Source organism: Dysgonomonas sp. UBA7710, assembly GCF_002482385.1.
Classification (GTDB): domain Bacteria; phylum Bacteroidota; class Bacteroidia; order Bacteroidales; family Dysgonomonadaceae; genus Dysgonomonas.
Window position 1 is genome coordinate 1 of record NZ_DLFW01000010.1, and the last position, 24,753, is coordinate 24,753.

At 41.3% G+C, this 24,753-nt stretch carries 29 protein-coding genes and 1 pseudogene; 25 read left to right on the plus strand and 5 right to left on the minus strand.

All coding sequences use genetic code 11. From position 1 onward, the window contains the following. The 20 genes and pseudogenes from rpsQ to rplQ all read left to right on the plus strand — a co-directional run. Positions 1–183 (plus strand): 30S ribosomal protein S17 (gene rpsQ, locus B3317_RS04215; RefSeq protein WP_291108950.1); only part of this gene is annotated, 183 nt, incomplete at its 5' end. Positions 184–185: 2 nt separating this feature from the next. Further along, entirely contained in the window at positions 186–551 is a 366-nt protein-coding gene (gene rplN / locus B3317_RS04220; RefSeq protein ID WP_006800251.1) for a 50S ribosomal protein L14, read from the plus strand. 20 nt (positions 552–571) lie between these two features. Then, on the plus strand, positions 572–889 hold the full coding sequence (gene rplX / locus B3317_RS04225) for a 50S ribosomal protein L24 (protein ID WP_006800250.1): 318 nt from the start codon (positions 572–574) through the stop codon (positions 887–889). Then, a complete protein-coding gene (gene rplE / locus B3317_RS04230) occupies positions 889–1,452 on the plus strand; it encodes a 50S ribosomal protein L5 (protein WP_291108953.1) in 564 nt (187 codons plus the stop codon). The genes rplX and rplE overlap by 1 nt, the downstream gene beginning before the upstream one ends. A gap of 1 nt (position 1,453) precedes the next feature. Further along, the gene (gene rpsN, locus B3317_RS04235) at positions 1,454–1,723 is read left to right on the plus strand and encodes a 30S ribosomal protein S14 (protein ID WP_044216278.1); all 270 of its coding nucleotides are present in this window, start codon (positions 1,454–1,456) and stop codon (positions 1,721–1,723) included. Between the two features lie 126 nt (positions 1,724–1,849). Then, positions 1,850–2,245: a 30S ribosomal protein S8 gene (gene rpsH / locus B3317_RS04240; RefSeq protein ID WP_006800247.1), complete on the plus strand. Its 396-nt coding sequence runs from the start codon at positions 1,850–1,852 to the stop codon at positions 2,243–2,245. 22 nt (positions 2,246–2,267) lie between these two features. Further along, complete coding sequence (rplF, locus tag B3317_RS04245; RefSeq protein WP_291108957.1) at positions 2,268–2,822, plus strand: 50S ribosomal protein L6; 555 nt, start codon at positions 2,268–2,270, stop codon at positions 2,820–2,822. A gap of 19 nt (positions 2,823–2,841) precedes the next feature. Further along, entirely contained in the window at positions 2,842–3,186 is a 345-nt protein-coding gene (gene rplR / locus B3317_RS04250) for a 50S ribosomal protein L18 (RefSeq protein WP_006800245.1), read from the plus strand. A 5-nt stretch (positions 3,187–3,191) separates the two neighbouring features. After that, the gene (gene rpsE / locus B3317_RS04255; protein ID WP_006800244.1) at positions 3,192–3,710 is read left to right on the plus strand and encodes a 30S ribosomal protein S5; all 519 of its coding nucleotides are present in this window, start codon (positions 3,192–3,194) and stop codon (positions 3,708–3,710) included. An 18-nt stretch (positions 3,711–3,728) separates the two neighbouring features. Then, positions 3,729–3,905 carry a 50S ribosomal protein L30 gene (gene rpmD / locus B3317_RS04260; protein ID WP_006800243.1) on the plus strand — a complete coding sequence of 59 codons (177 nt, stop codon included), beginning with the start codon at positions 3,729–3,731 and terminating at the stop codon, positions 3,903–3,905. Positions 3,906–3,936: 31 nt separating this feature from the next. Further along, entirely contained in the window at positions 3,937–4,386 is a 450-nt protein-coding gene (gene rplO, locus B3317_RS04265) for a 50S ribosomal protein L15 (protein WP_291108960.1), read from the plus strand. A gap of 1 nt (position 4,387) precedes the next feature. Next, entirely contained in the window at positions 4,388–5,704 is a 1,317-nt protein-coding gene (gene secY, locus B3317_RS04270; RefSeq protein ID WP_006800241.1) for a preprotein translocase subunit SecY, read from the plus strand. A gap of 11 nt (positions 5,705–5,715) precedes the next feature. Continuing rightward, positions 5,716–6,516 carry a type I methionyl aminopeptidase gene (map, locus tag B3317_RS04275; RefSeq protein ID WP_291108962.1) on the plus strand — a complete coding sequence of 267 codons (801 nt, stop codon included), beginning with the start codon at positions 5,716–5,718 and terminating at the stop codon, positions 6,514–6,516. A 19-nt stretch (positions 6,517–6,535) separates the two neighbouring features. After that, positions 6,536–6,754 carry a translation initiation factor IF-1 gene (gene infA / locus B3317_RS04280; RefSeq protein ID WP_006800239.1) on the plus strand — a complete coding sequence of 73 codons (219 nt, stop codon included), beginning with the start codon at positions 6,536–6,538 and terminating at the stop codon, positions 6,752–6,754. An 11-nt stretch (positions 6,755–6,765) separates the two neighbouring features. Then, on the plus strand, positions 6,766–6,882 hold the full coding sequence (ykgO, locus tag B3317_RS04285) for a type B 50S ribosomal protein L36 (RefSeq protein ID WP_006800238.1): 117 nt from the start codon (positions 6,766–6,768) through the stop codon (positions 6,880–6,882). 33 nt (positions 6,883–6,915) lie between these two features. Continuing rightward, positions 6,916–7,296: a 30S ribosomal protein S13 gene (rpsM, locus tag B3317_RS04290; protein ID WP_291108965.1), complete on the plus strand. Its 381-nt coding sequence runs from the start codon at positions 6,916–6,918 to the stop codon at positions 7,294–7,296. Positions 7,297–7,306: 10 nt separating this feature from the next. Beyond that, the gene (gene rpsK / locus B3317_RS04295; protein ID WP_006800236.1) at positions 7,307–7,696 is read left to right on the plus strand and encodes a 30S ribosomal protein S11; all 390 of its coding nucleotides are present in this window, start codon (positions 7,307–7,309) and stop codon (positions 7,694–7,696) included. Between the two features lie 109 nt (positions 7,697–7,805). Next, complete coding sequence (rpsD, locus tag B3317_RS04300) at positions 7,806–8,414, plus strand: 30S ribosomal protein S4 (RefSeq protein WP_291108968.1); 609 nt, start codon at positions 7,806–7,808, stop codon at positions 8,412–8,414. A gap of 8 nt (positions 8,415–8,422) precedes the next feature. After that, on the plus strand, positions 8,423–9,415 hold the full coding sequence (locus tag B3317_RS04305; protein ID WP_006800234.1) for a DNA-directed RNA polymerase subunit alpha: 993 nt from the start codon (positions 8,423–8,425) through the stop codon (positions 9,413–9,415). Positions 9,416–9,423: 8 nt separating this feature from the next. Beyond that, a pseudogene (gene rplQ, locus B3317_RS04310) lies at positions 9,424–9,871 on the plus strand (50S ribosomal protein L17); the annotation flags it as partial. A gap of 514 nt (positions 9,872–10,385) precedes the next feature. Here rplQ and pbpC read toward each other — a convergent pair. Further along, positions 10,386–12,776, minus strand: coding sequence for a penicillin-binding protein 1C (pbpC, locus tag B3317_RS04315; RefSeq protein WP_414647443.1), 2,391 nt, complete (start codon positions 12,774–12,776; stop codon positions 10,386–10,388). Between the two features lie 318 nt (positions 12,777–13,094). Here pbpC and B3317_RS04320 point away from each other — a divergent pair, with 318 nt between their 5' ends. The 4 genes from B3317_RS04320 to B3317_RS04335 all read left to right on the plus strand — a co-directional run bounded on the left by B3317_RS04320 (position 13,095) and on the right by B3317_RS04335 (position 16,147). After that, positions 13,095–14,126: a lysylphosphatidylglycerol synthase transmembrane domain-containing protein gene (locus tag B3317_RS04320; protein WP_291108973.1), complete on the plus strand. Its 1,032-nt coding sequence runs from the start codon at positions 13,095–13,097 to the stop codon at positions 14,124–14,126. A 4-nt stretch (positions 14,127–14,130) separates the two neighbouring features. Continuing rightward, entirely contained in the window at positions 14,131–14,538 is a 408-nt protein-coding gene (locus B3317_RS04325; RefSeq protein ID WP_291108975.1) for a hypothetical protein, read from the plus strand. A 91-nt stretch (positions 14,539–14,629) separates the two neighbouring features. Beyond that, positions 14,630–15,454 (plus strand): alpha/beta hydrolase, encoded by an 825-nt coding sequence (locus B3317_RS04330; protein ID WP_291108977.1) that lies wholly within the window; start codon positions 14,630–14,632, stop codon positions 15,452–15,454. Between the two features lie 42 nt (positions 15,455–15,496). Further along, complete coding sequence (locus B3317_RS04335; RefSeq protein WP_291108979.1) at positions 15,497–16,147, plus strand: response regulator transcription factor; 651 nt, start codon at positions 15,497–15,499, stop codon at positions 16,145–16,147. Here the strand turns inward: B3317_RS04335 and B3317_RS04340 are convergent. From B3317_RS04340 to B3317_RS04355, 4 genes are all read right to left on the minus strand, one after another. Continuing rightward, positions 16,144–16,800, minus strand: a complete 657-nt coding sequence (locus B3317_RS04340; protein ID WP_291108981.1) for a helix-hairpin-helix domain-containing protein — start codon at positions 16,798–16,800, stop codon at positions 16,144–16,146. The two genes, B3317_RS04335 and B3317_RS04340, sit on opposite strands and share 4 nt — an antisense overlap. 116 nt (positions 16,801–16,916) lie before the next feature. Then, a complete protein-coding gene (trxB, locus tag B3317_RS04345; protein WP_291108983.1) occupies positions 16,917–17,858 on the minus strand; it encodes a thioredoxin-disulfide reductase in 942 nt (313 codons plus the stop codon). A 111-nt stretch (positions 17,859–17,969) separates the two neighbouring features. After that, on the minus strand, positions 17,970–18,608 hold the full coding sequence (locus B3317_RS04350) for a LolA family protein (RefSeq protein ID WP_291108985.1): 639 nt from the start codon (positions 18,606–18,608) through the stop codon (positions 17,970–17,972). Positions 18,609–19,178: 570 nt separating this feature from the next. After that, on the minus strand, positions 19,179–21,683 hold the full coding sequence (locus tag B3317_RS04355) for an FtsK/SpoIIIE family DNA translocase (protein ID WP_291108987.1): 2,505 nt from the start codon (positions 21,681–21,683) through the stop codon (positions 19,179–19,181). A gap of 250 nt (positions 21,684–21,933) precedes the next feature. On the opposite strand from B3317_RS04355, the gene B3317_RS04360 reads away from it, so the two are divergent. Further along, positions 21,934–24,747, plus strand: coding sequence for a TonB-dependent receptor (locus B3317_RS04360; RefSeq protein WP_291108989.1), 2,814 nt, complete (start codon positions 21,934–21,936; stop codon positions 24,745–24,747). Positions 24,748–24,753: the final 6 nt, after the last annotated feature.

Consider the following 24,753-nt stretch of genomic DNA (forward strand, 5'->3'; position numbering starts at 1 on the left):
GCTGTAAAATGGAAAGAAAAACACCCTATTTATGGAAAATTCGTTAACAAAACGAAGAAATATCATGCTCACGACGAAAAGAACGAGTGTAACATCGGCGACACAGTACGCATTATGGAAACTCGTCCGTTGAGTAAAACTAAAAGATGGAGATTAATCGAAATAATCGAAAGGGCTAAATAATTATGATACAACAAGAATCAAGACTAGTAGTTACTGATAACAGTGGAGCTAGAGAATGCTTATGTATCCGCGTATTAGGCGGTACAAGAAGACGTTATGCGTCTGTAGGGGATGTGATTGTGGTTGCTATCAAGAATGTAATCCCTTCGAGTGATATTAAGAAAGGTGCTGTAACAAAAGCTATCATCGTGCGTACTAAAAAAGAAATCCGCCGTGTAGACGGTTCTTATATCCGTTTCGATGACAATGCTTGTGTATTGCTAAACGCAGCAGGTGAAATCAGAGGAAGCCGTATTTTCGGACCAGTTGCCCGTGAACTTCGCGCAACTAATATGAAAATCGTTTCGTTGGCACCAGAGGTACTATAATCCATAAAACTAAAAAAGCAATGAGTAAATTACATATCAAAAAAGGCGATATAGTTTATGTGAATACCGGTGTCGACAAAGGTAAAACCGGCCGCGTGCTGAAAGTGTTGGTTGAAAAGAACCGCGCTATCGTTGAAGGCCTGAACATGGTATCCAAATCTACTAAGCCTAACGCTAAAAGCCCTCAGGGAGGAATAGAGAAAAAAGAAGCTGCTATTCATATCTCAAACCTTAACGTAGTAGACCCTAAATCGGGTAAGCCTACACGTATTGGTCGTAAAGAAGTGAATGGAAAGCTAGTACGTTACGCTAAAAAATCAGGGGAGGAAATTAAATAATGAGCAATACAACAACTCTTAGAACAGATTATAAAGACCGTATTGTAGCTTCTTTGATGAAAGAATTCGGTTATAAATCAACAATGCAGGTTCCTGTATTGAAGAAAATAGTAATCAATCAAGGTCTTGGTATAGCAGTTGCCGATAAGAAAATAATCGAAACAGCGATTAACGAAATCACAACTATCACCGGACAAAAAGCAGTAGCGACATACTCTAAGAAAGATATCTCAAACTTCAAGTTGCGTAAGAAAATGCCTATCGGTGTGATGGTTACACTGCGCCACGACAGAATGTATGAGTTTCTTGAAAGACTTGTACGTGTAGCATTGCCTCGTATCCGCGACTTCAAAGGTATCGAAAGCAAGCTTGACGGAAGAGGAAATTATACATTAGGTATCCAGGAGCAAATCATCTTCCCTGAAATTAATATCGACAATATTAGTCGTATTTTGGGAATGAATATTACCTTTGTAACTTCCGCGAAAACGGATGAAGAAGGGTATGCCCTGCTGAGAGAGTTCGGATTACCATTTAAGAACGCAAAAAAAGAATTGATATAAGATGGCAAAAGAATCAATGAAAGCTCGTGAGGTAAAAAGAGCTAAGATGGTTGCTAAATATGCAGCTAAGAGAGCGCAACTCAAAGCCGAAGGCGATTACGAAGCGCTGCAAGCTCTACCTAAGAATGCTTCACCAGTACGCCTGCACAACCGTTGCAGCCTTACAGGTCGTCCGAAAGGCTTTATCCGCCAGTTCGGAATTTCCCGTATCCAATTCAGGGAAATGGCTTCTAAAGGTTTGATACCGGGAGTGAAAAAAGCAAGCTGGTAAAAAAAATGAAAAACTAAAAGTGAAAAATTAAAAATAATAAATTTATAGTTTTTCGTTTTTCACTTTTCATTTTATAATTTTTAAATATTGTCCCGGGATTCGGGATTAATTTAAATCAATTTAATCATGACAGATCCAATAGCAGATTATTTGACGCGTGTAAGAAACGCCATCATGGCTGGACACAGAGTTGTAGAAATTCCGGCGTCAAATTTGAAAAAAGAGATTACAAAAATTCTCTTGGAAAAAGGCTACATTCTTAACTATAAGTTTGTAGAAGAAGGACCTCAGGGCTCTATCAAAATAGCCTTGAAATACGATCCTGTAAATAAAGTGAACGCGATTAAGAAGTTGATCCGCGTTTCATCTCCAGGTCTTCGTAAATATGTAGGGTATAAAGATTTGCCTCGTGTCCTTAACGGACTGGGTATAGCTGTAGTATCTACCTCAAAAGGAGTGATGACAGACAAAGAAGCTCGCGAGCTGAAAGTCGGCGGCGAAGTAATGTGTTATGTTTATTAATTAAGGGGAGGATAGTAAAGTTATGTCAAGAATAGGAAAATTACCCATAAATCTTCCGGCCGGAGTAAACGTTACTGTTGGCAAGGATAATTTAGTTACAGTAAAAGGACCAAAAGGAGAACTATCGCAAGAAGTTAATCCGGATATCAAAGTCTCTGTTGAAAATGGTGTGTTATCAGTAGCACGTCCGTCTGACGAAAAAAATCACCGTTCTCTACATGGATTGTACAGATCGTTGATCAACAATATGATTGTTGGAGTTTCTGAAGGATATCGCAAAGAATTGGAATTAGTAGGGGTTGGTTACCGTGCGTCAAACAACGGTCAGATCTTGGAACTTTCATTAGGCTATACTCACAATATCTTTTTGATGTTGCCGAAAGAAGTAAGCCTTGAAACAAAATCGGAGAGAAACAAGAACCCGCTAATCATTTTAGAATCTTGTGATAAACAACTGATCGGTCAGGTTTGCTCGAAAATTCGCTCATTCCGTAAACCGGAACCTTATAAAGGTAAAGGTATACGCTTTGTAGGTGAAGTTATCCGTCGCAAGTCTGGTAAAACCGCAGGTAAATAAATCATAAACTGTAGTAATCATGGTAACAAAGACAGATAAAAGAAATAAAATAAAATTACGCGTACGCGGAAAGATCTCAGGAACTACCGAACGTCCGCGTCTGACAGTGTTCAGAAGCAACAAGCAAATATATGCGCAAGTTATCGACGATCTTACAGGTAAGACTTTGGCAGCGGCTTCGTCTCTTAAAATAACAGACAAAGCTCCTAAAAAAGAAATAGCTGCGAAAGTTGGCGAACTAATTGCTAAGAATGCTCAGGAAGCTGGTGTAACAACTGTGGTATTTGACCGTAACGGTTACCTGTACCATGGTAGAATTAAAGAATTGGCAGATGCTGCCCGTAACGGTGGACTTAAATTTTAATAGACATGGCAGGAGTTAACAATAGAGTAAAATCGACCAACGATATCGAATTAAAAGACAGGCTAGTTGCGATCAACCGTGTTACTAAAGTAACAAAAGGGGGACGTACATTCAGTTTCGCTGCTATCGTAGTGGTAGGGAATGAAGATGGTATAGTAGGCTGGGGTCTTGGTAAAGCTGGTGAAGTAACGACAGCTATAGCTAAAGGAGTTGAAGCTGCTAAGAAAAACCTTATCAAAGTTCCGGTACTTAAAGGAACAGTACCTCACGAGCAAGTTGCCCGTTTTGGAGGTTCTGAAGTACTTATTCGCCCGGCTGCTCCCGGTACAGGGGTAAAAGCAGGGGGTGCGATGCGTGCCGTGCTTGAGAGCGTAGGTGTAACAGACGTATTGGCAAAATCGAAAGGTTCGTCAAACCCTCACAACCTTGTGAAGGCTACTATCGAAGCTTTAGGTGAGCTGAGAGATGCATACACTGTAGCTCAGAACAGAGGTATTTCTATGGAAAAAGTGTTTAAAGGTTAATTTGCAAAGAAAATTATTATGGCAAAGATTAAAGTTAAACAAGTTAAGAGCAGAATCAAGTGTCCGAAAGACCAAAAATTAACTTTAGACGCTCTTGGGCTGAAGAAGTTGAACCGTGTAGTAGAACACGAAGATACACCTGCTATCAGAGGAATGATCAACAAAGTACACCATTTGGTTACTATTGTAGAGTAATTTAGTTTATAAGATAAAAAATATAAAAAATATGAGTTTATCAAATTTGAGACCTGCTGAAGGATCAACTAAAACCGGAAAAAGAATCGGACGTGGTACGGGTTCAGGATTAGGTGGTACTTCCACAAGAGGTCATAAAGGAGCTAAGTCCAGATCAGGTTATTCTAAGAAGATCGGATTTGAAGGAGGGCAGATGCCTATCCAACGCCGTTTGCCTAAATTCGGATTTAAAAACATAAACCGGGTAGAATACAAAGCGATTAATCTGGACGTTTTGCAACGTTTGGCAGAAACTAAGAAACTTGCTAAAATCGATATTCAGACATTGATCGATGCAGGCTTTATTTCTTCCAATCAATTAGTGAAAATATTAGGAAACGGAGCCATCACTACTAAAGTAGATGTTGAAGCTCACGCTTTCTCAAAAACAGCAGAAGCTGCAATTCAGGCAATAGGTGGAACAGTAAATAAACTGAAGTAAGATGGGATTAGTAAAAACACTGGAAAATATATGGAAGATTGAGGATCTTAGGAAAAGACTCATGATTACCTTCTTTTTCGTGGTGATCTATCGCTTCGGAGTTCATATTGTTCTGCCAGGAGTAGACCCGGAAGCTCTTAATGCCCTTCAGGCTAAGACTTCAGGGGGTATTCTGGACATATTGAACATGTTCTCGGGAGGTGCATTTGCTAATGCATCAATTTTTGCATTGGGTATTATGCCTTATATATCTGCCTCTATCGTTATGCAGTTGTTGGGTATGGCTGTGCCATATTTCCAAAAGCTGCAACGCGAAGGAGAAAGCGGACGTACCAAAATGAACCAGTACACACGTTATCTGACAGTAGCCATCCTTCTATTCCAGGGACCGGCATACCTGTTGGGTGCGCTGGGTGCAGCAGCTCCTACCTCATGGGAATTCCTTATTCCTTCAACCATCATTTTGGCCGGAGGTAGTATGTTTGTTCTTTGGTTAGGAGAGCGTATCACTGATAAAGGTATCGGAAACGGAGTATCTTTCATCATTTTGGTGGGTATTATTGCTCGTCTGCCACATGCGCTTATCGGTGAATTTTCTTCACGTCTGGCAAGCCAGGGAGGTGGATTGGTAATGTTCCTTGCAGAGATTGTGTTCTTGTTGCTTATTATTTGCGGTGCAATCCTGTTGGTACAAGGTACACGCCGTATACCGGTACAATATGCAAAAAGAGTTGTTGGAAACAAACAATACGGTGGTGCGCGCCAGTATATACCATTGAAGGTAAATGCTGCTAACGTGATGCCGATCATCTTTGCTCAGGCAATTATGTTTGTACCGATCTCTATTGCGGGATTCTCTACCGAAAAAGGCGGATTCTGGGGCTCATTTATGGATCATACCAGTGTAGCATACAATGTTGTGTTTGCATTCCTTATCATTGCTTTCACATGGTTCTACACAGCTGTGACTATAAACCCTGTGCAGATGGCTGATGAACTGAAACGTAATAACGGATTTATACCGGGTATCAAGCCTGGGAAGAAAACAGCAGATTATATCGACTCTATTATGTCTCGTATAACATTCCCGGGATCATTGTTCCTGGCTATGGTTGCTATTCTTCCTGCGTTTGCCAGCTACTTCGGTGTAAGCCGTGAATTCTCGCAATTCTTCGGAGGAACATCATTGTTGATCCTTGTTGGGGTTGTGTTGGATACATTACAGCAGATCGAAAGTCACTTGTTGATGAGACATTATGACGGTTTATTGAAATCGGGAAGAATCAAAGGTCGTTCGGGTTCAATTGCAGCATATTAAGGAGGTTATAAATGATATTTCTGAAAACAGACGAAGAAATCGAATTGATGCGCGAAGCAAATCGCCTTGTCGGTATGACCCTGGGCGAAATGGCAAAGCATATAAAACCGGGGGTTACTCCGGCTCAATTAGATAAAATTGCGAAGGAATTTATACAGGATCATGGAGCCAGACCTTCCTTCTTGGGATATAAGGGTGCTCCGGGTGCTGTGGATTTTCCGGGTGCGATTTGTGCTTCGGTTAATGAACAGGTTGTACATGGATTTCCAACAGACTATGTTCTTAAAGACGGTGATATTATTTCTGTCGATTGTGGTACAGAGAAAAACGGATTTTGCGGTGATTCGGCCTATACATTTTGTGTAGGAGAAGTAGCAGAAGACGTGAAAGCTTTACTAAGAGCGACGAAAGAAGCGCTTTATAAGGGAATAGAAAAGGCAGTAGATGGTAATCGCATAGGCGATATCAGTGATGCCGTTCAGACATATTGTGAGAAACGTGGTTATTCGGTCGTTCGCGAACTGGTAGGGCATGGTATAGGACGTAAGATGCATGAAGCGCCTGAAGTTCCTAACTATGGCAGACGAGGTACAGGCCCCTTACTCAAGAAAGGGATGTGTATAGCAATAGAACCGATGATTAACATGGGCAGCAAGAATGTTGTTTTCGAAAGCGATGGCTGGACTATCAGAACCCGTGATCGTAAACCTTCGGCCCACTTCGAACATACTGTGGCTATTCGTCAGGGTAAAGCTGATATTTTATCAACATTTGAATTTGTAGAAGCTGTTTTAGGAAATAACGCAATTTAAAAACCTTTTATTATAATATATGGCTAAACAGGCAGCAATAGAACAAGACGGAGTGATCGTAGAAGCACTATCGAACGCAATGTTTCGTGTCGAACTTGAAAACGGACATGAAATAACAGCGCACATCTCAGGAAAGATGCGTATGCACTATATCAAAATACTTCCGGGAGATAGAGTACGTGTGGAAATGTCACCCTATGATTTATCAAAAGGACGGATTTCATTCAGATACAAATAAAAAACAAACATATGAAAGTAAGAGCATCATTGAAGAAGCGTACTGCTGATTGCAAAATTGTCAGAAGAAAAGGACGCTTATACGTTATTAACAAAAAAAATCCTAAGTACAAACAACGTCAGGGATAATTTATTAATTTTGCAAATTAATCGAAAAAATATATGGCAATAAGAATAGTTGGTGTCGATTTACCACAAAATAAAAGAGGCGAAATAGCCTTGACATACATTTATGGTATCGGACGTAGTTCTGCTAACAAAATCCTGGCTGAAGCAGGAATAGACAAAGATGTCAAAGTGAAGGACTGGAATGATGATCAGGCAGGTAAAGTACGTGAGATCATCGCTACCCAGTTTAAAGTGGAAGGAGACTTGCGTTCGGAAGTACAGCTTAATATCAAGCGATTGATGGATATAGGCTGTTACAGAGGTATCCGTCACCGTATCGGTCTACCTTTGAGAGGTCAGAGTACTAAAAATAATGCCCGTACACGTAAGGGTAGAAAGAAAACTGTTGCTAACAAGAAAAAAGCTACAAAATAATTAATTTGATATGGCAAAGAAAACAGTCGCAGCGAAAAAGAGAAACGTTAAAGTGGATGCTACAGGACAAGCTCATGTGCATTCTTCTTTCAACAATATCATTATTTCGATTACAAACAGCGATGGCCAGGTAATCAGTTGGTCGTCGGCAGGGAAGATGGGTTTCAGAAGTTCAAAGAAGAACACCCCGTACGCAGCTCAAATGGCAGCATCAGATTGTGCCAAAGTTGCATTTGACTTAGGATTGAGAAAAGTAAAAGTGTATGTAAAAGGACCGGGCAACGGACGTGAGTCTGCTATCCGTACTATCCATGCAGCAGGAATAGAAGTAACAGAAATCGTTGACGTTACTCCACTTCCTCATAATGGATGTCGTCCTCCAAAACACAGAAGAGTTTAATCAAAATTTAAAATTTGGAACTTAAATTGTGATTTTGATTGCAAGTTTACCCTCTCTGTAATCGCGGCTGCACAATTTCAGCTTTCATCAATTATTAATTAGAAAAGAAATGGCAAGATATACTGGACCAAAATCAAAAATCGCCCGTAAATTCGGAGAGCCAATATTCGGACCTGACAAAGTTCTTTCTAAAAAGAACTATCCTCCCGGACAACACGGAAACGGAAGGAAGAAAAAATCGTCGGAGTACGGTATTCAATTGCGTGAAAAGCAAAAAGCAAAATACACATATGGTGTGCTTGAAAGACAATTCCGTAATATGTTTGACAAAGCACTTTCATCACGTGGTATTACAGGTGAAGTGTTGCTTCAAATGTTGGAATCAAGATTGGATAATGTCGTTTTCCGTCTTGGAATAGCGCCTACGAGAGCGGCTGCCCGTCAGCTTGTATCTCACCGCCACATCACAGTGGACGGTTCGGTCGTGAATATTCCGTCTTATACAATCAAACCGGGACAATTGATCGCTGTTCGTGAGAAATCAAAATCTCTCGAAGTGGTAAGCGAAGCATTGTCTGGGTTTAACCATAGCAAATACCCTTGGATCGAATGGGATACAGTATCTATGACAGGTAAATTTCTTCACCTGCCAGAGAGAGCAGATATCCCTGAAAACATTAAAGAGCAGTTGATCGTAGAGTTGTATTCTAAAAATTAATTAAATTCATGGCTATATTAGCATTTCAAAAACCGGATAAAGTATTGATGTTAGAAGCGGACGATTTCTTCGGGAAATTCGAATTTCGTCCCTTAGAACCCGGATATGGTATTACCGTTGGTAATGCTTTACGCCGTATTCTGCTTTCATCTCTTGAAGGTTTTGCTATCACTTCTATAAAAATCGACGGTGTTGAACATGAATTTGCCACCGTACCGGGTGTTATAGAAGATGTTACAAATATCATTCTGAATCTGAAACAAGTACGTTTCAAGCAGATAGTAGAAGAGATCGAAAACGAGAAGGTGAGTATTACAGTCTCAGGTGCCGAAGTATTCAAAGCTGGAGATATTGGAAAGCATCTGTCAGGATTTGAAGTATTGAACCCTGACTTGGAAATCTGTCATTTAGACAAGAATGCAAGCTTCCAAATCGAATTGAATATTAACAAAGGCCGTGGATACGTACCTGCTGATGAAAATCGCAATCTGTCCGACGATGTTAATGTTATAGCTATTGATTCTATTTATACTCCCATCCGTAATGTGAAATACTCGATAGAGAACTATCGTGTAGAACAAAAAACGGACTATGAGAAACTTGTTATAGAAATAGCAACCGACGGATCTATTCATCCAAAGGATGCATTGAAAGAAGCTGCAAAGATTCTTATCCACCACTTTATGCTGTTCTCTGATGAGAAGATTCTCCTGGAACAAAGCGAAGTAGATGGAAACGAAGAATTCGATGAAGAAATTCTGCATATGCGTCAGCTGCTTAAGACTAAGTTATCTGATATGAACCTTTCGGTTCGTGCCCTTAACTGTTTGAAGTCGGCAGAAGTAGAGACTCTGGGTGAATTAGTGCAATTCAATAAGAATGACCTTCTTAAATTCAGAAACTTTGGTAAGAAATCACTTACCGAACTTGATGAACTATTGGATAGCCTGAGCCTGTCTTTCGGTATGGATATTTCTAAATATAAATTAGATAAAGATTAGTAAGCGACATGAGACATAATAAAAAATTTAATCATTTAGGGCGTACCAGCTCACACAGAAATGCCATGTTGGCTAATATGTGTGTATCTTTGATAATGAGCCCTAATAAACGTATCTTTACGACCGTGGCCAAAGCGAAAGCTTTGAAAAAGGTTATAGAGCCGATGATTACAAAATCGAAAGAAGATACAACACATTCGAGACGTCTGGTTTTCCAGGATCTTAAGATAAACAGCGATCAGACTAAGGCTGCTGTAACTGAGCTATTCCAGAATATATCTCAGAAAGTAGCTGATCGTCCGGGCGGATATACCCGTATTATCAAAACAGGTAACCGTTTGGGTGATAATGCTTCTATGTGTTTTATCGAATTGGTAGACTATAACGAAAACATGTTGAAGGAGAAGAAAGCTGCATCGAAGGGTAGGACCCGTAGATCTAAAAAGGCTGCAGACCAATCTGAGACTACTGCTAAAGGTGCTGCGGCTCCAAAGGCAAAAGCTAAAGATGTAGTAGCTCCTGAAGCGCCAGTTGTGGAAGAAGTAGAAGCATTGGAAGCTGCTCCGGGATCTTTGCCTGTAGTAGATGAGGTAGCTCCTGAAGCTCCTGCTACAGAAGACAAGCCAAAGACTGAAGAATAAGAGATTATACTCTTGTTTATATAACAAAAAAAGTATCCTAGATTTAGGATACTTTTTTTTGCTTAATAAAAGCTAGTTCTTCTGTCGAACTATTTTTTAGAACATCACATAAGTAGCGAATGTGAAGCCATGTAGTTTGTAAAACTCTGTGTAAAGTTGGGAAGTCTGTTTGTTCGCTAGTAGGTATTTTATTACTCTACAATTATAAGATGGCTAAATATGTAAAACGTTGCATAACGAATTAAAAAAAAATGAATAAATATTGCAAATGTTTAATTGTAATCATGTAAGTATCTGTTTTAAAGATTGTTGTGTGTTGTAAAAAATAATCATTTTATTGAAAATTTTACCGAAATACTTTCTCCGGTCTCATCAACAGTTATCAAATGGTGCTCCCCTTTAGCCGGACTATACTCCATTTTATGGAATCCTTTCGTCTCTCCTATATATTGCCCATCCAGATGCCAGAATACCCGGTTCTGTGGAGAACGGTGAGCCAGTTCGAATACCAACTGGCCGAGAGTGCCGTCCAGTTGTTTTGGCAGGCTGATGATTGCATTGGGGAACGGATAGATAAACTCCATCAGCCTTATATCCGAATCTTCCCTGCACTCGGGTGAATATGGCGGCAGCGAACGATATGCCGGATGCTGCTCTTTGTAATACCATTCCCACGAAGGAGGCAGTATAAACCATGAAGTGTGGATAATGCCCCTTTTACCTGCACATTCGTCATATACCTGATACTTCATATCTTCGGATAAATGTACCCGTTTATGATAAGGGCAAACCGCACCGTTCAATCCTTTTTTGCTTACCCATACCGTATCGGTCTCCGTATCAGGACAGTTCATGCTTTTCAGGCAGCCGCTTTCGTGACATACTTCTACTCTTACTAGGTCGCTTTCCGGTCTGGCGAACCAACGGCTTTTCGGCAGGGCATTGAATATATCGAACATCACCATACCTGCAGTGCGTGCCCCTGTAAGCCCCGGACGGCCTTCTCCGTCGGAGTTGCCTACCCATACACCTACAACATATTTGGGGCTGATGCCGACTGCCCATCCGTCACGGAATCCGAAACTGGTTCCCGTTTTCCATGCTATTTTCTGTATAGAAGGGATAGAGCGCCAGTCTATCTCCTCAGGACGGTTTACATTTGTCAAGGCTTCGAATGTTTGCCAGATGGCTCCTGCTGAGAATAATGGAGTCCGGTTTCTATCGCCTTTTTCATTGTTGCCATCGCTAAGGATATATGAGGGCTGTTTCATATTATAATACCGGCCTTCCTCATTGAACATATTGAGTTGTTGAGCCATCTGCAGGTACATGGTGCTGATGTCCCACAACCTGCCTTCTGCACCCCCTAAAATAAGCGACAGGCCATAGTTGTCGGCTGTGCGGTTGAGAGTGGTCATTCCCGCCCGTTTTAGCAGATTATAGAATTTAGGGACGCTGTACTTGCGGAGGGAAACAACAAACGGTACATTGAGCGAGCGGGCAAGCGCTTCTGAAGCATGTGTAGCCCCATCATATTGCAGGCTGAAGTTCTTTGGTGCAAAGCCATTCAGATTGATAGGTACATCGGGTAATAACTGGTCGGGTAGTAGTTCGCCTTCCTGTAGCATGGCACAATAAAGGAATGGTTTCAGGATACTGCCTGTACTGCGTGGTGCCTGTATCACATCTACCTGGTTGGCCGAAGTGTTTTTTTCGAAATCTACATTACCGCAATAGGCTACTACCTCATTCTTTTGTACATCGAAAACGACGGCAGCTATATTTTTTATCCCGTTTTGTGAAAATTCGGCATTCCAGCGACTGAGAACAGACTCGATGCGTTCCTGTTGCGATTTGTCTATGGTCGCAGTTATATGTTTTCCACCCTGTTCCCTGTATAGGCGGGTGACAAGATGGGGAGCTATTTGGGGCAGGGGGTGAGGCTGGAAGGGCAGAGGTTCGGCTACTGCCAGTTCGTAATCTACCTTATCCAGTATTTCACGCTGATACAACAGCTCCAGTAGCCTGTTCCTTTTAGTCAGTAGTTTGTCCCTGTTCTTTCCAAAGTGCATCAGGGTAGGGGAGTTGGGTAATACCGCAAGGGTGGCTGCTTCTGCCCATGACAGTGTGGCGGCCTGATGTCCGAAATATCTCCACGATGCGGCCTCTATACCTACTACATTTCCGCCCATAGGGGCATGCGAGGCATACAGGTTCAGTATCTCGTCTTTGGAATGAGAGAATTCGAGACGGGTAGCCAGAATCATCTCGATGAACTTTTCGCCGAACGTGCGGTTCTCTTTACGCGAGAGGCGGATAGTTTGCATAGTGATGGTGCTTGCTCCGCTTACGATCCGTCCGCTACTGATATTTTGTTTTATCGCGCGGGCCAGGGCTAATGGATTTACACCCCAGTGGCGGTTGAAATGTCTGTCTTCGAATTCTATCAGGCAGGTCTTGTATTTGTCAGGTATGGAATCTGACATAGGGAACCGCCATTGCTGGTCATTGGCTATACGTGCGCCTAGCAGTTCTTCATGCCTGTCGGATACTACTGTGCTGTACGGTACATGGAACAGTGGCGACGGCAGGCAGAATATATACCATATGAGTATGATAAGACAGGCAGGAATGCCAATCCGGTATTTTATTTTAGCTTTCTTATACCGTTTCCACTGACGTAGAAAGAATATTTTTGTTGATTGCAGGAACTGCCTCATTATTCGTATTTTATCTATTTTTTTTAATTTTAATAAGTTGTTAGAGTATGATAAACTTTACAACTTTTCATATTTTTCCTATTATTACCTTTTCAGTTTAATCTCCGGCTTTAATGTTTCCGGTTATACTATATAGATAAAGTTATGGAAGAATATACCAATTACAGGACTATTTTTTATATAATTTATCTAAACAGCCTCATGGTGTTAATATTCTGCAAATTACTTCATATATTAACTTACTTCACTGTAAATGTACAAAAGAAAAGAAAAAGATAAAATGTTTTCTTATTTTTGTATCTTCATCAGATTTTGTCGATGGGAAAAGAGTCTTCAAGCTTTAGTATATGGAAAATACTTGTGCCTACATTTATAGGCATGGGGGTTATCGTCTATATGTTCAGCCGTGAATTTAATCTGGATGATCTCAGGCAAATCACAGTTACGGAGCATACTGTTTTCTGGATTTTTGTTGCTTTCTGTTTTATGCTGGGGCGTGATACCGGCTTTGTTATTCGTTACCGTTATCTTACGGAAAAGCAATTGTCGTGGAAGCAATGCATCAAAGTTACTCTATTGGCCGAATTTGGAACGGCTGTCACCCCTTCGGTGGTAGGAGGATCGAGTATGGCTGTACTGTTTCTGGCAAAAGAGAAAATCCCGGTCGGGCGCAGTACGGCAATGGTATTTGTGACTTTGCTACTCGATGAGATGTTTTTCGTAGTCACCTTTCCCATACTTCTGATATTTATCCCTTTTCATACTCTGTTTGCCGATAATACGGCTCTGGGTTCGGGGGTGTTGGTGCTTTTTGTCGTTGCGTACATCATTAAAATGCTTTTGTGTACAGTGCTGATAGTCGGTTTATTCTTCAAACCTCAGGCTATCCGCTGGTTGATAATAAAGATATTCAGGTTGCCCTTTCTTCGTCGTTGGCATAAAAGCGCAGCCAAGGCCGGAGATGATCTTATTGTAAGTTCACGGGAGATAAGGGGAAAGGCATTTTCATATTGGTTTCCGCTGATAATGGCTACCATTTTGTCGTGGAGTTCACGTTATCTGGTAGTGAATGCTATTTTTATGGCATTCTTTCAGGTGCATGATAATCTGCTGATATTTGCCCGCCAGTTTGTTATGTGGGTTGTTATGGTGGTCAGTCCCACTCCCGGAGGAAGCGGGTTTACGGAATTTATATTCAAACAATATCTGAGTGAATTTATTCCTTTAGCAGGGGTGGTGCCTGTTATAATCCTGCTGTGGCGGCTACTGACTTATTATAATTACTTGTTTGTAGGCGCAGTAATTGTACCGGGATGGGTAAAGAAATCGTTTGGAAAGAAAGAGGAGTAACTATATGAGTAATAGAAGAAACCGGTCTACCAGAGGGATATTCACACTATGTTTAATTGTGGCACTGCTTTATATATCTTACCAGCGATTCTGGTATACGGAGGAAGAAAAGATAGTGATGTTCTATGAAGATAACAGATTTTCTTTCGAATTGCTAAAAGATAAGATATCGACACCCGACGAAGATGAAGATCTCAGGATAATAGATTCGTTGAAAAATAAATTATCGGTGCGAAGATATTGGATAACATATGATACGGACGATACTGCAATAATTCATTTGAATGTCGATTTCGAGAATTACGTTGCCCCATTCGAATATTGGTATTGTGTAAAAGGTCTTAAAGAGTCCGGAAGTAAAGAAGGTCCGGTATTAAAGAAATTGAATGATAACTGGGGTATATTCAGATGATATGCTAAACGATTTTTGCATATTTATGTATCTTTATTATCTATATACTCTAATGAATGACGAACCTAATAACAAAATAATCTAACGAAAAATGAAAAAACTATTTACAACTTTGACTGTGCTGATAGCTATAGCTTGCCTGCCATTGTTTTCGCAAACAGTAGATACCATTCAGGTATTCAGTCCAAAGATGAACAAGACAATCAAAAACGTAGTTGTCCTCCCCGCTGGGTACGACAAAAACGACGCGGCTAAATATCCGGTTCTTTACCTTTTGCATGGTTACGGGGGGCGATACGATACATGGGTAAACGGTACCAAAAAGAGTCTGCCTCAGGATGCTACGCGTTGGCAGATGATTGTGGTTTGTCCCGACGGACAGAATAGTTGGTATTGGGATAGCCCTGTTAATCCGTCAATGCAATTTGAAACGTATGTAAGCTCCGAACTGATTAAATATATAGATGAGCATTACAACACCGTGGCTTCTCCGAAAGGGCGCGCTGTAACGGGTTTCAGTATGGGTGGCCATGGTGGTTTATGGCTGGGGATAAATCATTCAGATGTGTTCGGCGCATGCGGTTCTATGAGTGGAGGGGTGGATATCCGTCCTTTTCCGAATAACTGGGAAATGAAAAGCTGGCTTGGAAAATATAAAGATAACAGAGAGCAATGGGATAAGCATACTGTCATAGATCAACTGGATAAGATACAGCCGAACTCGTTGGCTATTATAATAGACTGCGGCGTAAATGATTTCTTCTATAATGTAAATGAAGAGCTGCACAAGAAAATGCTGTACATGAATATTCCTCACGATTATATTGTCCGTCCGGGAGCGCATACGCACGACTACTGGAATAACGCGGTGGATTATCAAATGATGTTCTTTTCTAAATTTTTTGGACAGAAATAACTATCTTTGACCTTTAATCATATCAAATCGCTAAGGATTGGGATGAAAGATGTAATTATAGTCGACAGGCAGGATATCACGCGTGTAGGGATCGAAACCCTTATAAGTGATACCAACAAGGCATCTTCTGTTCAGGTCGCCGACAGTAAGGGTGATCTGGTGAAAATGCTTACAACTACCCCTGATGCAGTTGTGATACTGGATTATACCCTCTCTGATTTTGGGAGTGTAGATGAACTGTTAAATGTTGGATATAGATTTTCACAATCCCGTTGGTTGTTATTTTCCGATGAATTAAGTTACGATTTTCTCCGTCGCCTGATTATGAGTAGCGAGTCATTTAGCATTGTCCTGAAGTCATGCGAACTGGATGAGATAAATATGGGTTTGCTGCATATATTCCGTGGCGAACGCTTCATCTGCGGTCGTGTAACAAACCAGCTTTTGCAAAGCCAGAAGCCTATGACCGAATCGCTGGATCATATTCTTACTGTTACGGAGAAAGAGATTCTCAAGGAGATAGCATTAGGAAGAACGACGAAAGAAATAGCATCTAACCGCAATCTGAGCTTTCATACAATCATCACTCACCGAAAGAATATCTTCCGTAAACTGGAAGTAAATAATGTGCATGAGGCTATTAAATATGCCATGCGTGCCGGACTGGTAGATCTGGCCGAGTATTATATCTAGTCGAAAGAGAGGTAAGGTGTAAGCCTTTTTATGTCATCATCAGTAAATTCTTCAAGCAGAGACAGGCGTTTCAGTGATTCTATACTGCCTTTCCGGTCTCTGATATCTATAATAACCTTCGTCTGCCTGTAATCAATATAGGGGTGCCTGTTCAATTCATTGAAGTCTGCCGAGTTAATTTTTATCTTCTCTATTTGTGGAATAAGTACGATAAAAGGTATGATTTTGTCATATAATTCATTGTCCAGTCCCCAGACCTCTTTCAGTTGTGTGATATCCGTAAAGCCTCCCAATAGATTGCGGTACCTGGCTATCCGGTTTGCGAATCCGGTTCCTATCCCGGGTATCTTTTTTAGCGATGTGGTATCTGCTGAATTGAGCTCTATGGTTTCACCCCTTTTCAGCTTCTCCTGATAGGCATAGCCTGCGTTCTTTTTCTTCTCCTGTTCGTAGATATTAGTAGCCGTTTTGCCGGTCAAAGTATCAATATTTGCCTTTGATGGTGTTGATGAAGTATTAACGTCTTCTTTATCTGTGCTTTGTTGCGGTCTGGTAAAGATATATATCCCTACGGAGAGGGCAATAAGGACGAGCAATAGTAGTATTGCGGTTCTGTCCCGTTTCTGAAAGTAGAAGTAGTCTTTCCAGTTCATTAAGGTTGTTTTAGTTAGGAGTTGCTTCGCCTTGAGGCAGTTACGAGTTACAAGTAATAAGTCTTTGATGGTTTCGCACTGTTCGGGTGTCAACGCACTTGTAACTCGTAGCTATATTATAATCCCCTTTCGCTCAGATATCTTTCAGCTTCTATTGCGGCCTGACAACCTGTGCCTGCTGCTGTAATAGCCTGACGATAGTGAGGATCGGCAACATCGCCCGCTGCGAATACCCCTTCTATGCATGTTTTTGGTGTTCCCGGTTCCGTAAGGATATAGCCTACAGAGTCGAGGTTAAGCTGGTCTTTAAATATGTCTGTATTCGGTTTGTGACCGATGGCGAGGAAGAATCCGTCGATCTTGATATCGAATTTTTCTTCATTGGCCTCTCCCTGATGTTTCACAATATGAGCACCTTCCACTCCGTTCTCTCCAAACAGTCCCACGGCATTACATTCGAACAGGATTTCTATCTTTGGATTTTGCATTGCCCTGTCCTGCATTACTTTCGATGCGCGGAGATAAGGCTTACGCACAACCAGATAAACTTTCTCTGCCAGTCCGGCCAGATATATAGCTTCTTCACAGGCAGTGTCTCCACCACCTACTACGGCTACCACTTTTTTACGGTAAAAGAATCCGTCGCATGTTGCACAGGCCGAAACTCCCATTCCTGCATATTTTGCTTCATCAGGTAATCCGAGGTATTTAGCACTAGCTCCGGTAGCAATAATTACCGTATCGGTTTCTATTACTTTTTCCCCGTCGATAGTCACTTTGCGGGGATAGCTTGTAAAATCTACCGCGGTGGCGATGCCGAAACGTATATCGGCACCGAAGCGTGTAGCCTGCTTTTTCAGATCCTCCATCAGTTCGGGGCCTGTGATGCCTTCCGGATAACCGGGGAAATTCTCAACCTCGGTTGTCGTTGTCAGCTGTCCGCCGGGTTGTATTCCTTCGTAAAGTACAGGAGATAGGTTTGCTCTTGATGCATAAATAGCAGCAGTATATCCTGCAGGGCCTGAACCGATAATCAGGCAACGTACTTTTTCGTTCATGTTGTGAGATTTATATGTTTTGTTTATATTTAGCGCAAATGTATAGAAAATGTTTATTGATTCAAAGCTTATCTATTTCATATTTTTTATAGTATGATAAACAGAATCTATCTATCTTAAATCAACTACCTCGGCTCTGGGGTAGTCTTTTTTATTGAATTGGAATACATCGTCGGTCAAGTTGCTTCCGGTCTGGTAACTCTTAATAGTGAGTATGTTTTCTATCCCTGCTTTATCGGTTACTGTGATCCTTGAGAAGATATTGTTTGCTTTATCTATCAATACGGCTATTTTAGTAAAATCTCCACCTTTTTTCTGAGGTATTAGTTCTACTTCATATAATGATTTTCCGTTCAGCCTTTTTTCCCCTTTATACGACAGGTTGAATCCTTTCTTATATATATTGAATAGTACCGAAGGACTGATTGCCTGTAACTCTTCACCTGTAGGGTTGCTTATGTTCACCTCTTCGGTATCTTTTATATAGACCCACTGGGTTGTACCATCAAACCAGGTAATGGCATCAGGGATTTCTATTCTGAACTTATTCCCCTTCATAAAAGCTTTGCCGTCGTAACTGTGAATTGACTGGGCTTTTGTGTCCTTCGAGTCCAGCGTAAAACTTGCTGTAACAGCACCCGCCTTATTATATGTATCCGATGCTTTGTCTAATATTTCACGGGCGTTTTGAGCAGATAATCCGGCTGTGAATGTGATAAGGATGAATAATGTGAATAATTTGATTTTCATATCTCGTTCTGTTTAGTATACAAATATAGACAATTAATAAACAGAAAAGTTTAAAAAATGGTGAAAGCAATTAATAGCCTGTTTAAATTTTATAGCTGAACTTTTTTATAATTATTTTGAGATGTTTTTTGGGGTTTAAGTAATCAAAAAGAATTATTGAAACATTTTAACGTTCGTTTTTTTACTACGCGCAATCAAAGATTGCTTGTGTTCCTTTTGCGGCTTTGGGCAAAAGGAACTAAAAACGCTTTAGCGCCCCACTTCAAAGGGCTTGGCTTACTAAGGCGTCAGCGGATGCGCATTAGTGACGCAGGCGGGCACCTGTCCGGTGCAGCCGGCGTGGAATTAACAATCGCCGAAGCGAAGGCGAGGCAAAGGGACGGGGCGATAGCCCGTTTGTCACTTTCAGTCGGCAAACCGTTGACAGGTCGCCGAGGAACGAAGCGCTAGCCTTTTGGTTCGTTTTGGGCAATGCCAAAATGAACATTCTGACGAAACGAAGTGAAGTCGATAAGAATAGAACGTTTCTATACTACAATAATCACTTCAATTACCGATTGGCATTATTATCTAATTAAAAGCATTCAACTTTTGTTCCAGACTGTATTCGTCAGCAATAAGCACATCGCGTGCTTTGCTGCCCTGTGTAGGGCCGACGATACCTGCAGCTTCCAGCTGGTCCATAAGGCGTCCGGCACGGTTGTATCCGATAGAGAATTTCCGTTGAATAAGTGAAGTTGAGCCCTGCTGGTGTACGACTATCAGGCGCGCGGCCTCATCGAACAACGGGTCGCGGTCGTTAAGATCAATATTGCCGATTTTATCATCGCCGCCTTCACCCACATATTCAGGTAGCTCGAACGCGTGCGAATATCCTTGCTGGTTCCCTATATACTGGGCTATTCCTTCCACCTCCGGAGTATCTACAAAGGCGCATTGGATGCGGACCAGATCACTCCCCTGTGAGAATAGTAAGTCTCCCCGCCCTATCAATTGGTTTGCACCGGACATATCCAGAATCGTGCGTGAGTCTATCTGTGATGTTACACGGAAGGCCATACGGGCAGGGAAGTTGGCCTTTATCGTACCCGTGATGATATTTGTAGTAGGGCGCTGTGTGGCGATAACCATATGCATACCTACTGCACGTGCTTTCTGTGCTATACGGGCGATAGGCATTTCTATTTCTTTTCCGGCGGTCATAATGAGGTCGCCAAACTCGTCTATGATGATAACGAGATATGGCAGGAAGCGGTGGCCTTTCAACGGGTTCAAACGGCGCTTCCTGAATTTTTCGTTATACTCTTTTATGTTACGCACTCCGGCATTCATCAGCAATTCGTAACGGTCGTCCATCTCCTTTGTAAGTGAGTTGAGAGTCTGGGTTACTTTGGTTACATCTGTGATAATGGCTTTTTCCGCATCGGGCAGTTTTGCCAGATAATGCTTTTCTATTGTAGAATAGATATTGAACTCCACCATCTTGGGGTCTACCAGTACCATCTTCATCTCAGCCGGATGCTTTTTATAAAGCAGGGATGTAATGATGGCATTCAGTCCCACCGATTTTCCTTGTCCTGTAGCCCCGGCAACGAGTAAGTGTGGCATCTTGCAAAGGTCGAACATGAATATTTCGTTCGTGATGGTCTTACCCAGAGCAACAGGCAGGTCGTAAGCACATTCCTGAAATCTGCGGGAGGCAATCACCGACTGCATGGATACGATCTGCGGGTCTTTGTTCGGCACTTCTATCCCGATTGTCCCTTTGCCCGGCATAGGAGCTATGATACGGATACCCAGAGCTGATAGACTCAGGGCAATATCGTCTTCCAGATTACGGATTTTGGAAATTCGTACTCCTGCTTTCGGTACTATTTCATATAATGTGATTGTAGGTCCTACGGTTGCTTTGATAGATGTAATTTCAATACCGTAATTTTGCAGGGTAGTTATAATTTTACTCTTATTGGCATTTTGCTCTTCCATATCAACCCCTTTGCCCGTGGTGTCATATATTTTCAGCAGTTCGGTAGATGGAAAGTGGAAGTTGGACAGGTCTTTGGTAGGATCGTAATCTTCCATTTCTTCACCTTCCGGCAATATATCAGTCTCTCCGTCGAGAGCAGGTAGAACCGGCCCGGTTGGTATTAGTGGCTGTGTCTCTGTATTTCTTACAGGTTGGATAAATTCTTCATCTTTCGGTACAACAATTTCAAAATCCTGATCCACTTTTAATGTTGTCGGAGTTTTTCTTGTCTTTGTATTTTCTGCCGGAGATATTTCCATATCTTCTTCAAGAGTATCTCTATTGTTCTCTTCTTCGATATCTTTGTCCTCCTTCTTCCGTTTAAAGAAGCTGAACCAGCTTCTCTTTTCTTTCACAGGTTCTTCTTCCTCTATTTCTTCTTCATAGAAATTCTCAAGTTCGGGATCTATATCCTGCGCCGAATTATTTTTCAACGGATTTTTGAATAGCCCGCGGAAAAATTCCATGGATGCCTTTTTGGTAATAATCAGGAATATAATCAGTAACAAGACGATAATCATCAGCACGCCGGGTATTCCCAGTGCGGCTTCCAAGGTTTGCTCAATATACTGTCCGTGGGCGCCTCCCCATATAATATGACTGTCGGGAAAGATCCGGGATAAGGTAAAAGCGCTTGTTATAGAACCCCATATCATAGCAAAAGCCAGGAGCAGGAATGTGCGGATGGCGGATATATTTATTACCCGCATCATTTTTAGTCCCATCAGTATAAAATAGACAGGGATTAGTAATGAAAAAATGCCGAACCATTGGTTTATAAATTTCTCCGCTATAAAAGCGCCTGCAACACCCGTCCAGTTAGCTATCTGTTGTTTATGGGATATGAGGTCGAAGAAATATCTGTTTACAACCTTGCTCTGGTCGGCGGCTCCGGTAACGAAGAACGATACCTGCCCCAGTAATATATATGCTCCGATGAATGCAAGGCATACACCTAGCAAAAACCGGGTGCGTTCTTTTTTTATAAACTCTAAGAATGCAGAGCCTTTATTTGGGGTTTTCTTTTTCTGGACTGTCTTTTTAGCCATATGATGAAGTGAGACGGATACTCTTTATCTCTTTAATTTTGTAATAATATAAAACACAAATATAACGCTTTTTTAGAAAGGAACGGCGCAGGCTTTTTTTATCTTTTGTAAAAGAATTTAAAAAATGAGAGAATACAAAATTTATGATATGTGTGACTTTTTTATTAAAAAAGCGAATTTGAATTAAACCTTTTCTAATTAATCGAGTCAGAATTGTCAGGTAAATAAAAATTAGATTATAAAGGAAACAATGAAAAGGAATATTCCCCTGCTTCTTTTTTTGTGCATATTCTTTCAGTTAAGTGCACAATCCCAGACGGTAAATATAACAGGAACTGTATTTGATGACGGTACCAAAGAAGGAATTGAGTTGGCTAGTATTCGTGTTCTGAATGCTAAAGATAGCGCATATGTCACAGGTGCTGCAACGAATGAGACAGGTAAGTTCAGTGTTGCTGTAAAACCCGGGAATTATCTCGTGCATGTCTCGTTTCTTGGTTATCTGGAACAATATTTTACTGTGAATACGAGGACGAAAACCGCAATTGGAAATGTATATCTGAAAGAGGATGGCATTTTGCTGAGTGAAGCCACAGTAGAAGCTAAAGCACCTGAAATAATTATAAAAGGGGACACAGCAGAATATAATGCTGCAGCCTATAAAGTACAGGAAAGTGCGGTATTGGGAGACCTTATAAAGAAGATCCCCGGAGCGGAGATCGACTCGGACGGTAAAATAACCGTAAACGGAAAGGATATCTCTAAGATTCTTGTGGATGGGAAAGAGTTTTTCAGTGACGATCCTAAGACCGCATCCGAGAATTTACCGGCCAAGATGGTAGAGAAATTGCAGGTGCTGGATCAAAAATCAGACATGGCTCTTCTTACGGGCTTCGATGACGGAGAAGAACAAACCGTGATAAATCTGGTAGTAAAGCCCGGCATGAAAGAAGGGGTTATGGGTACAGTATCAGGAGGATATGGAAATAAAGACCGTTACGAAGCAAACGGATTTGTCAATATCGCCAGAGGAGACAATCGTCTTTCTGCATTGGGCAATTTCAACAATAATAACAATGCCGGCGGTGGCGGTAGCGGCGGACGAGGTTGGGGAAACAACAGAGGACTCACCGAAACGGCAATGGGAGGAGTGAATGTTGCCATGGAACCTTCCAAGAAATTTAAGTATGATGGAGATGCCCAATACAGGGGTACCGATAATAATGTGGAAACGACAAGCAGCACAACATATACAAGCAGTGATATGATTGAAAATAAGACTTCGTCGCAGAACAATAATAATAAGAATATGAATGGCCGGTTCAAATTCGAATGGACGCCCGACAGTCTGACTAATATCATATTTCGTCCCAATCTTTCATATTCGAAGTCAAATCAGTTTTCGATGAGTGAGTCGGAGCGTACGACCGCTTCCAGCGAAAAAGATAACTTTTTGGCTAATTCGGAATCGTCATCGGATGGACATACACTTCGGTTGGATGGAAATTTATTGGTAAGCAGAAAATTGAGTAGTAAAGGGCGATCTGTTACAGTAGAATTGTCCGGCGGATTGTCTGATGGAAATACTGATGGTATAACTTATTCAATAACGGATTATTATAATAGAGACGAATCAAGAATACAAGATCAGATATATAATCAGAAAAATAATAGTTATAACTGGCGTGCCCGGTTGTCTTATCTGGAGCCTATCGGACGTAATAATTTCCTGGAACTGGCCTATAACATAAGGAATACCCATTCCGAAACAGATAAAAAAACATATGAGAAGGATGCTTCAGGGAAATATACGGTTATAGCAGAAGATTATACCCGTAATACAAAAAATGACTTCCTGAATCAGAATATATCCTTAAATTTTCAGGCCCGCCGTCAGAAGTATAATTATACTATTGGTGTAGGGTTGGAGCCGTCTCGCTCCCAAACTTCCGTTACGCAGCCGAATATGGTGGAGAATAAAGACCGGGCAAGGAATTTTGTGAATTTCGCTCCACGACTGGAACTAAATTACTTGTGGGATAAACGCCATAACCTTAGGATAAGATATAACGGACAAACCAGTCAGGCATCGACAGATCAGCTCTATGATGGTATCATCTCACAGAGTGCGACCGATACTACACGGGGTAATCCTAATCTGAAACCAAGTTTCGAACACAGGTTGAATATACGTTATCAAAAATACACTCCGGAAAAAGCATCGTCCATAATGAGTTTTGCAGACGTGAGGTATACAACGAATGCCATAGCAAGTATTACACGCATCGGAGAAGGTAATAGCCGGAATACTACCTATGAGAATATCGATGGCAATATGACGGGACGACTCATGTTTATGTATAATACTCCGTTGAGGAACAAGCGTTTTTCTATTAACACACGTACATTCGGTAACTATAACCGTGATAATACATTCATATCGGACCGTGACGGGGGAGATCCTCAAAAGAATACGGCCAATACATATAGTATCAGTGAAGGTCTTGGGTTAAAGTTTAACTCTGATAAATTCCAGTTCAATATCAGGGGGAACATTTCTTATGAGAATACCAGAAACTCCCTGTCATCTACTCAGAATGAATCGCTTAAAAATCAGGAAATTTATAACTATGGCGGTGGTGGTGATTTTTCTTGGTATCTGCCATACAATTTTGTCCTTGAAAGCGATCTGAACTATTCATCCAATTCGGGATATACCGGAGGTTATCAGGAAAATTCATGGATATGGAATGCTTCTCTGGCCAAAGAGTTTAATATAAAAATAAAGAAAGAGTCTGGAGCTGTCAGCCTTCCGGCTACTTTACGCTTTAAGATATATGATATACTTCAGGACCAGAGTAATATTTCTCGTAGTTCGAATGCCAACAATATAACTTATAGTACTTATAATACCATCAGCAGTTATTTCATGGTGGGGCTTACTATTCGTTTCCAATCCTTTAAAGGCGGAGCGAAGAGCAGCGATATGGAAGGTCCTGGTGGTGGACGCAGATTTGGTCCTCCCGGCGGAGGAGGCAGAGGCCCCGGCGGTCCGATGTTCTGACGATAT

Excerpts from the sequence above, each read along its gene's own strand:
- rpsE (WP_006800244.1), top strand. The coding sequence starts at position 3,192 with ATGGCAGGAGTTAACAATAGAGTAAAATCGACCAACGATATCGAATTA.
- rpsH (WP_006800247.1), top strand. The coding sequence starts at position 1,850 with ATGACAGATCCAATAGCAGATTATTTGACGCGTGTAAGAAACGCCATC.
- rplO (WP_291108960.1), top strand. The coding sequence starts at position 3,937 with ATGAGTTTATCAAATTTGAGACCTGCTGAAGGATCAACTAAAACCGGA.
- B3317_RS04320 (WP_291108973.1), top strand. The coding sequence starts at position 13,095 with ATGGGAAAAGAGTCTTCAAGCTTTAGTATATGGAAAATACTTGTGCCT.
- infA (WP_006800239.1), top strand. The coding sequence starts at position 6,536 with ATGGCTAAACAGGCAGCAATAGAACAAGACGGAGTGATCGTAGAAGCA.
- trxB (WP_291108983.1), bottom strand. The coding sequence starts at position 17,858 with ATGAACGAAAAAGTACGTTGCCTGATTATCGGTTCAGGCCCTGCAGGA.
- B3317_RS04305 (WP_006800234.1), top strand. The coding sequence starts at position 8,423 with ATGGCTATATTAGCATTTCAAAAACCGGATAAAGTATTGATGTTAGAA.
- rpsD (WP_291108968.1), top strand. The coding sequence starts at position 7,806 with ATGGCAAGATATACTGGACCAAAATCAAAAATCGCCCGTAAATTCGGA.
- rplX (WP_006800250.1), top strand. The coding sequence starts at position 572 with ATGAGTAAATTACATATCAAAAAAGGCGATATAGTTTATGTGAATACC.
- B3317_RS04325 (WP_291108975.1), top strand. The coding sequence starts at position 14,131 with ATGAGTAATAGAAGAAACCGGTCTACCAGAGGGATATTCACACTATGT.
- secY (WP_006800241.1), top strand. The coding sequence starts at position 4,388 with ATGGGATTAGTAAAAACACTGGAAAATATATGGAAGATTGAGGATCTT.
- rpsM (WP_291108965.1), top strand. The coding sequence starts at position 6,916 with ATGGCAATAAGAATAGTTGGTGTCGATTTACCACAAAATAAAAGAGGC.
- B3317_RS04340 (WP_291108981.1), bottom strand. The coding sequence starts at position 16,800 with ATGAACTGGAAAGACTACTTCTACTTTCAGAAACGGGACAGAACCGCA.
- rpsN (WP_044216278.1), top strand. The coding sequence starts at position 1,454 with ATGGCAAAAGAATCAATGAAAGCTCGTGAGGTAAAAAGAGCTAAGATG.
- rpmD (WP_006800243.1), top strand. The coding sequence starts at position 3,729 with ATGGCAAAGATTAAAGTTAAACAAGTTAAGAGCAGAATCAAGTGTCCG.
- B3317_RS04330 (WP_291108977.1), top strand. The coding sequence starts at position 14,630 with ATGAAAAAACTATTTACAACTTTGACTGTGCTGATAGCTATAGCTTGC.
- B3317_RS04350 (WP_291108985.1), bottom strand. The coding sequence starts at position 18,608 with ATGAAAATCAAATTATTCACATTATTCATCCTTATCACATTCACAGCC.
- B3317_RS04355 (WP_291108987.1), bottom strand. The coding sequence starts at position 21,683 with ATGGCTAAAAAGACAGTCCAGAAAAAGAAAACCCCAAATAAAGGCTCT.
- pbpC (WP_414647443.1), bottom strand. The coding sequence starts at position 12,776 with ATGAGGCAGTTCCTGCAATCAACAAAAATATTCTTTCTACGTCAGTGG.
- rplN (WP_006800251.1), top strand. The coding sequence starts at position 186 with ATGATACAACAAGAATCAAGACTAGTAGTTACTGATAACAGTGGAGCT.
- B3317_RS04335 (WP_291108979.1), top strand. The coding sequence starts at position 15,497 with ATGAAAGATGTAATTATAGTCGACAGGCAGGATATCACGCGTGTAGGG.
- rplR (WP_006800245.1), top strand. The coding sequence starts at position 2,842 with ATGGTAACAAAGACAGATAAAAGAAATAAAATAAAATTACGCGTACGC.
- rplE (WP_291108953.1), top strand. The coding sequence starts at position 889 with ATGAGCAATACAACAACTCTTAGAACAGATTATAAAGACCGTATTGTA.
- rplF (WP_291108957.1), top strand. The coding sequence starts at position 2,268 with ATGTCAAGAATAGGAAAATTACCCATAAATCTTCCGGCCGGAGTAAAC.
- B3317_RS04360 (WP_291108989.1), top strand. The coding sequence starts at position 21,934 with ATGAAAAGGAATATTCCCCTGCTTCTTTTTTTGTGCATATTCTTTCAG.
- rpsK (WP_006800236.1), top strand. The coding sequence starts at position 7,307 with ATGGCAAAGAAAACAGTCGCAGCGAAAAAGAGAAACGTTAAAGTGGAT.
- ykgO (WP_006800238.1), top strand. The coding sequence starts at position 6,766 with ATGAAAGTAAGAGCATCATTGAAGAAGCGTACTGCTGATTGCAAAATT.
- map (WP_291108962.1), top strand. The coding sequence starts at position 5,716 with ATGATATTTCTGAAAACAGACGAAGAAATCGAATTGATGCGCGAAGCA.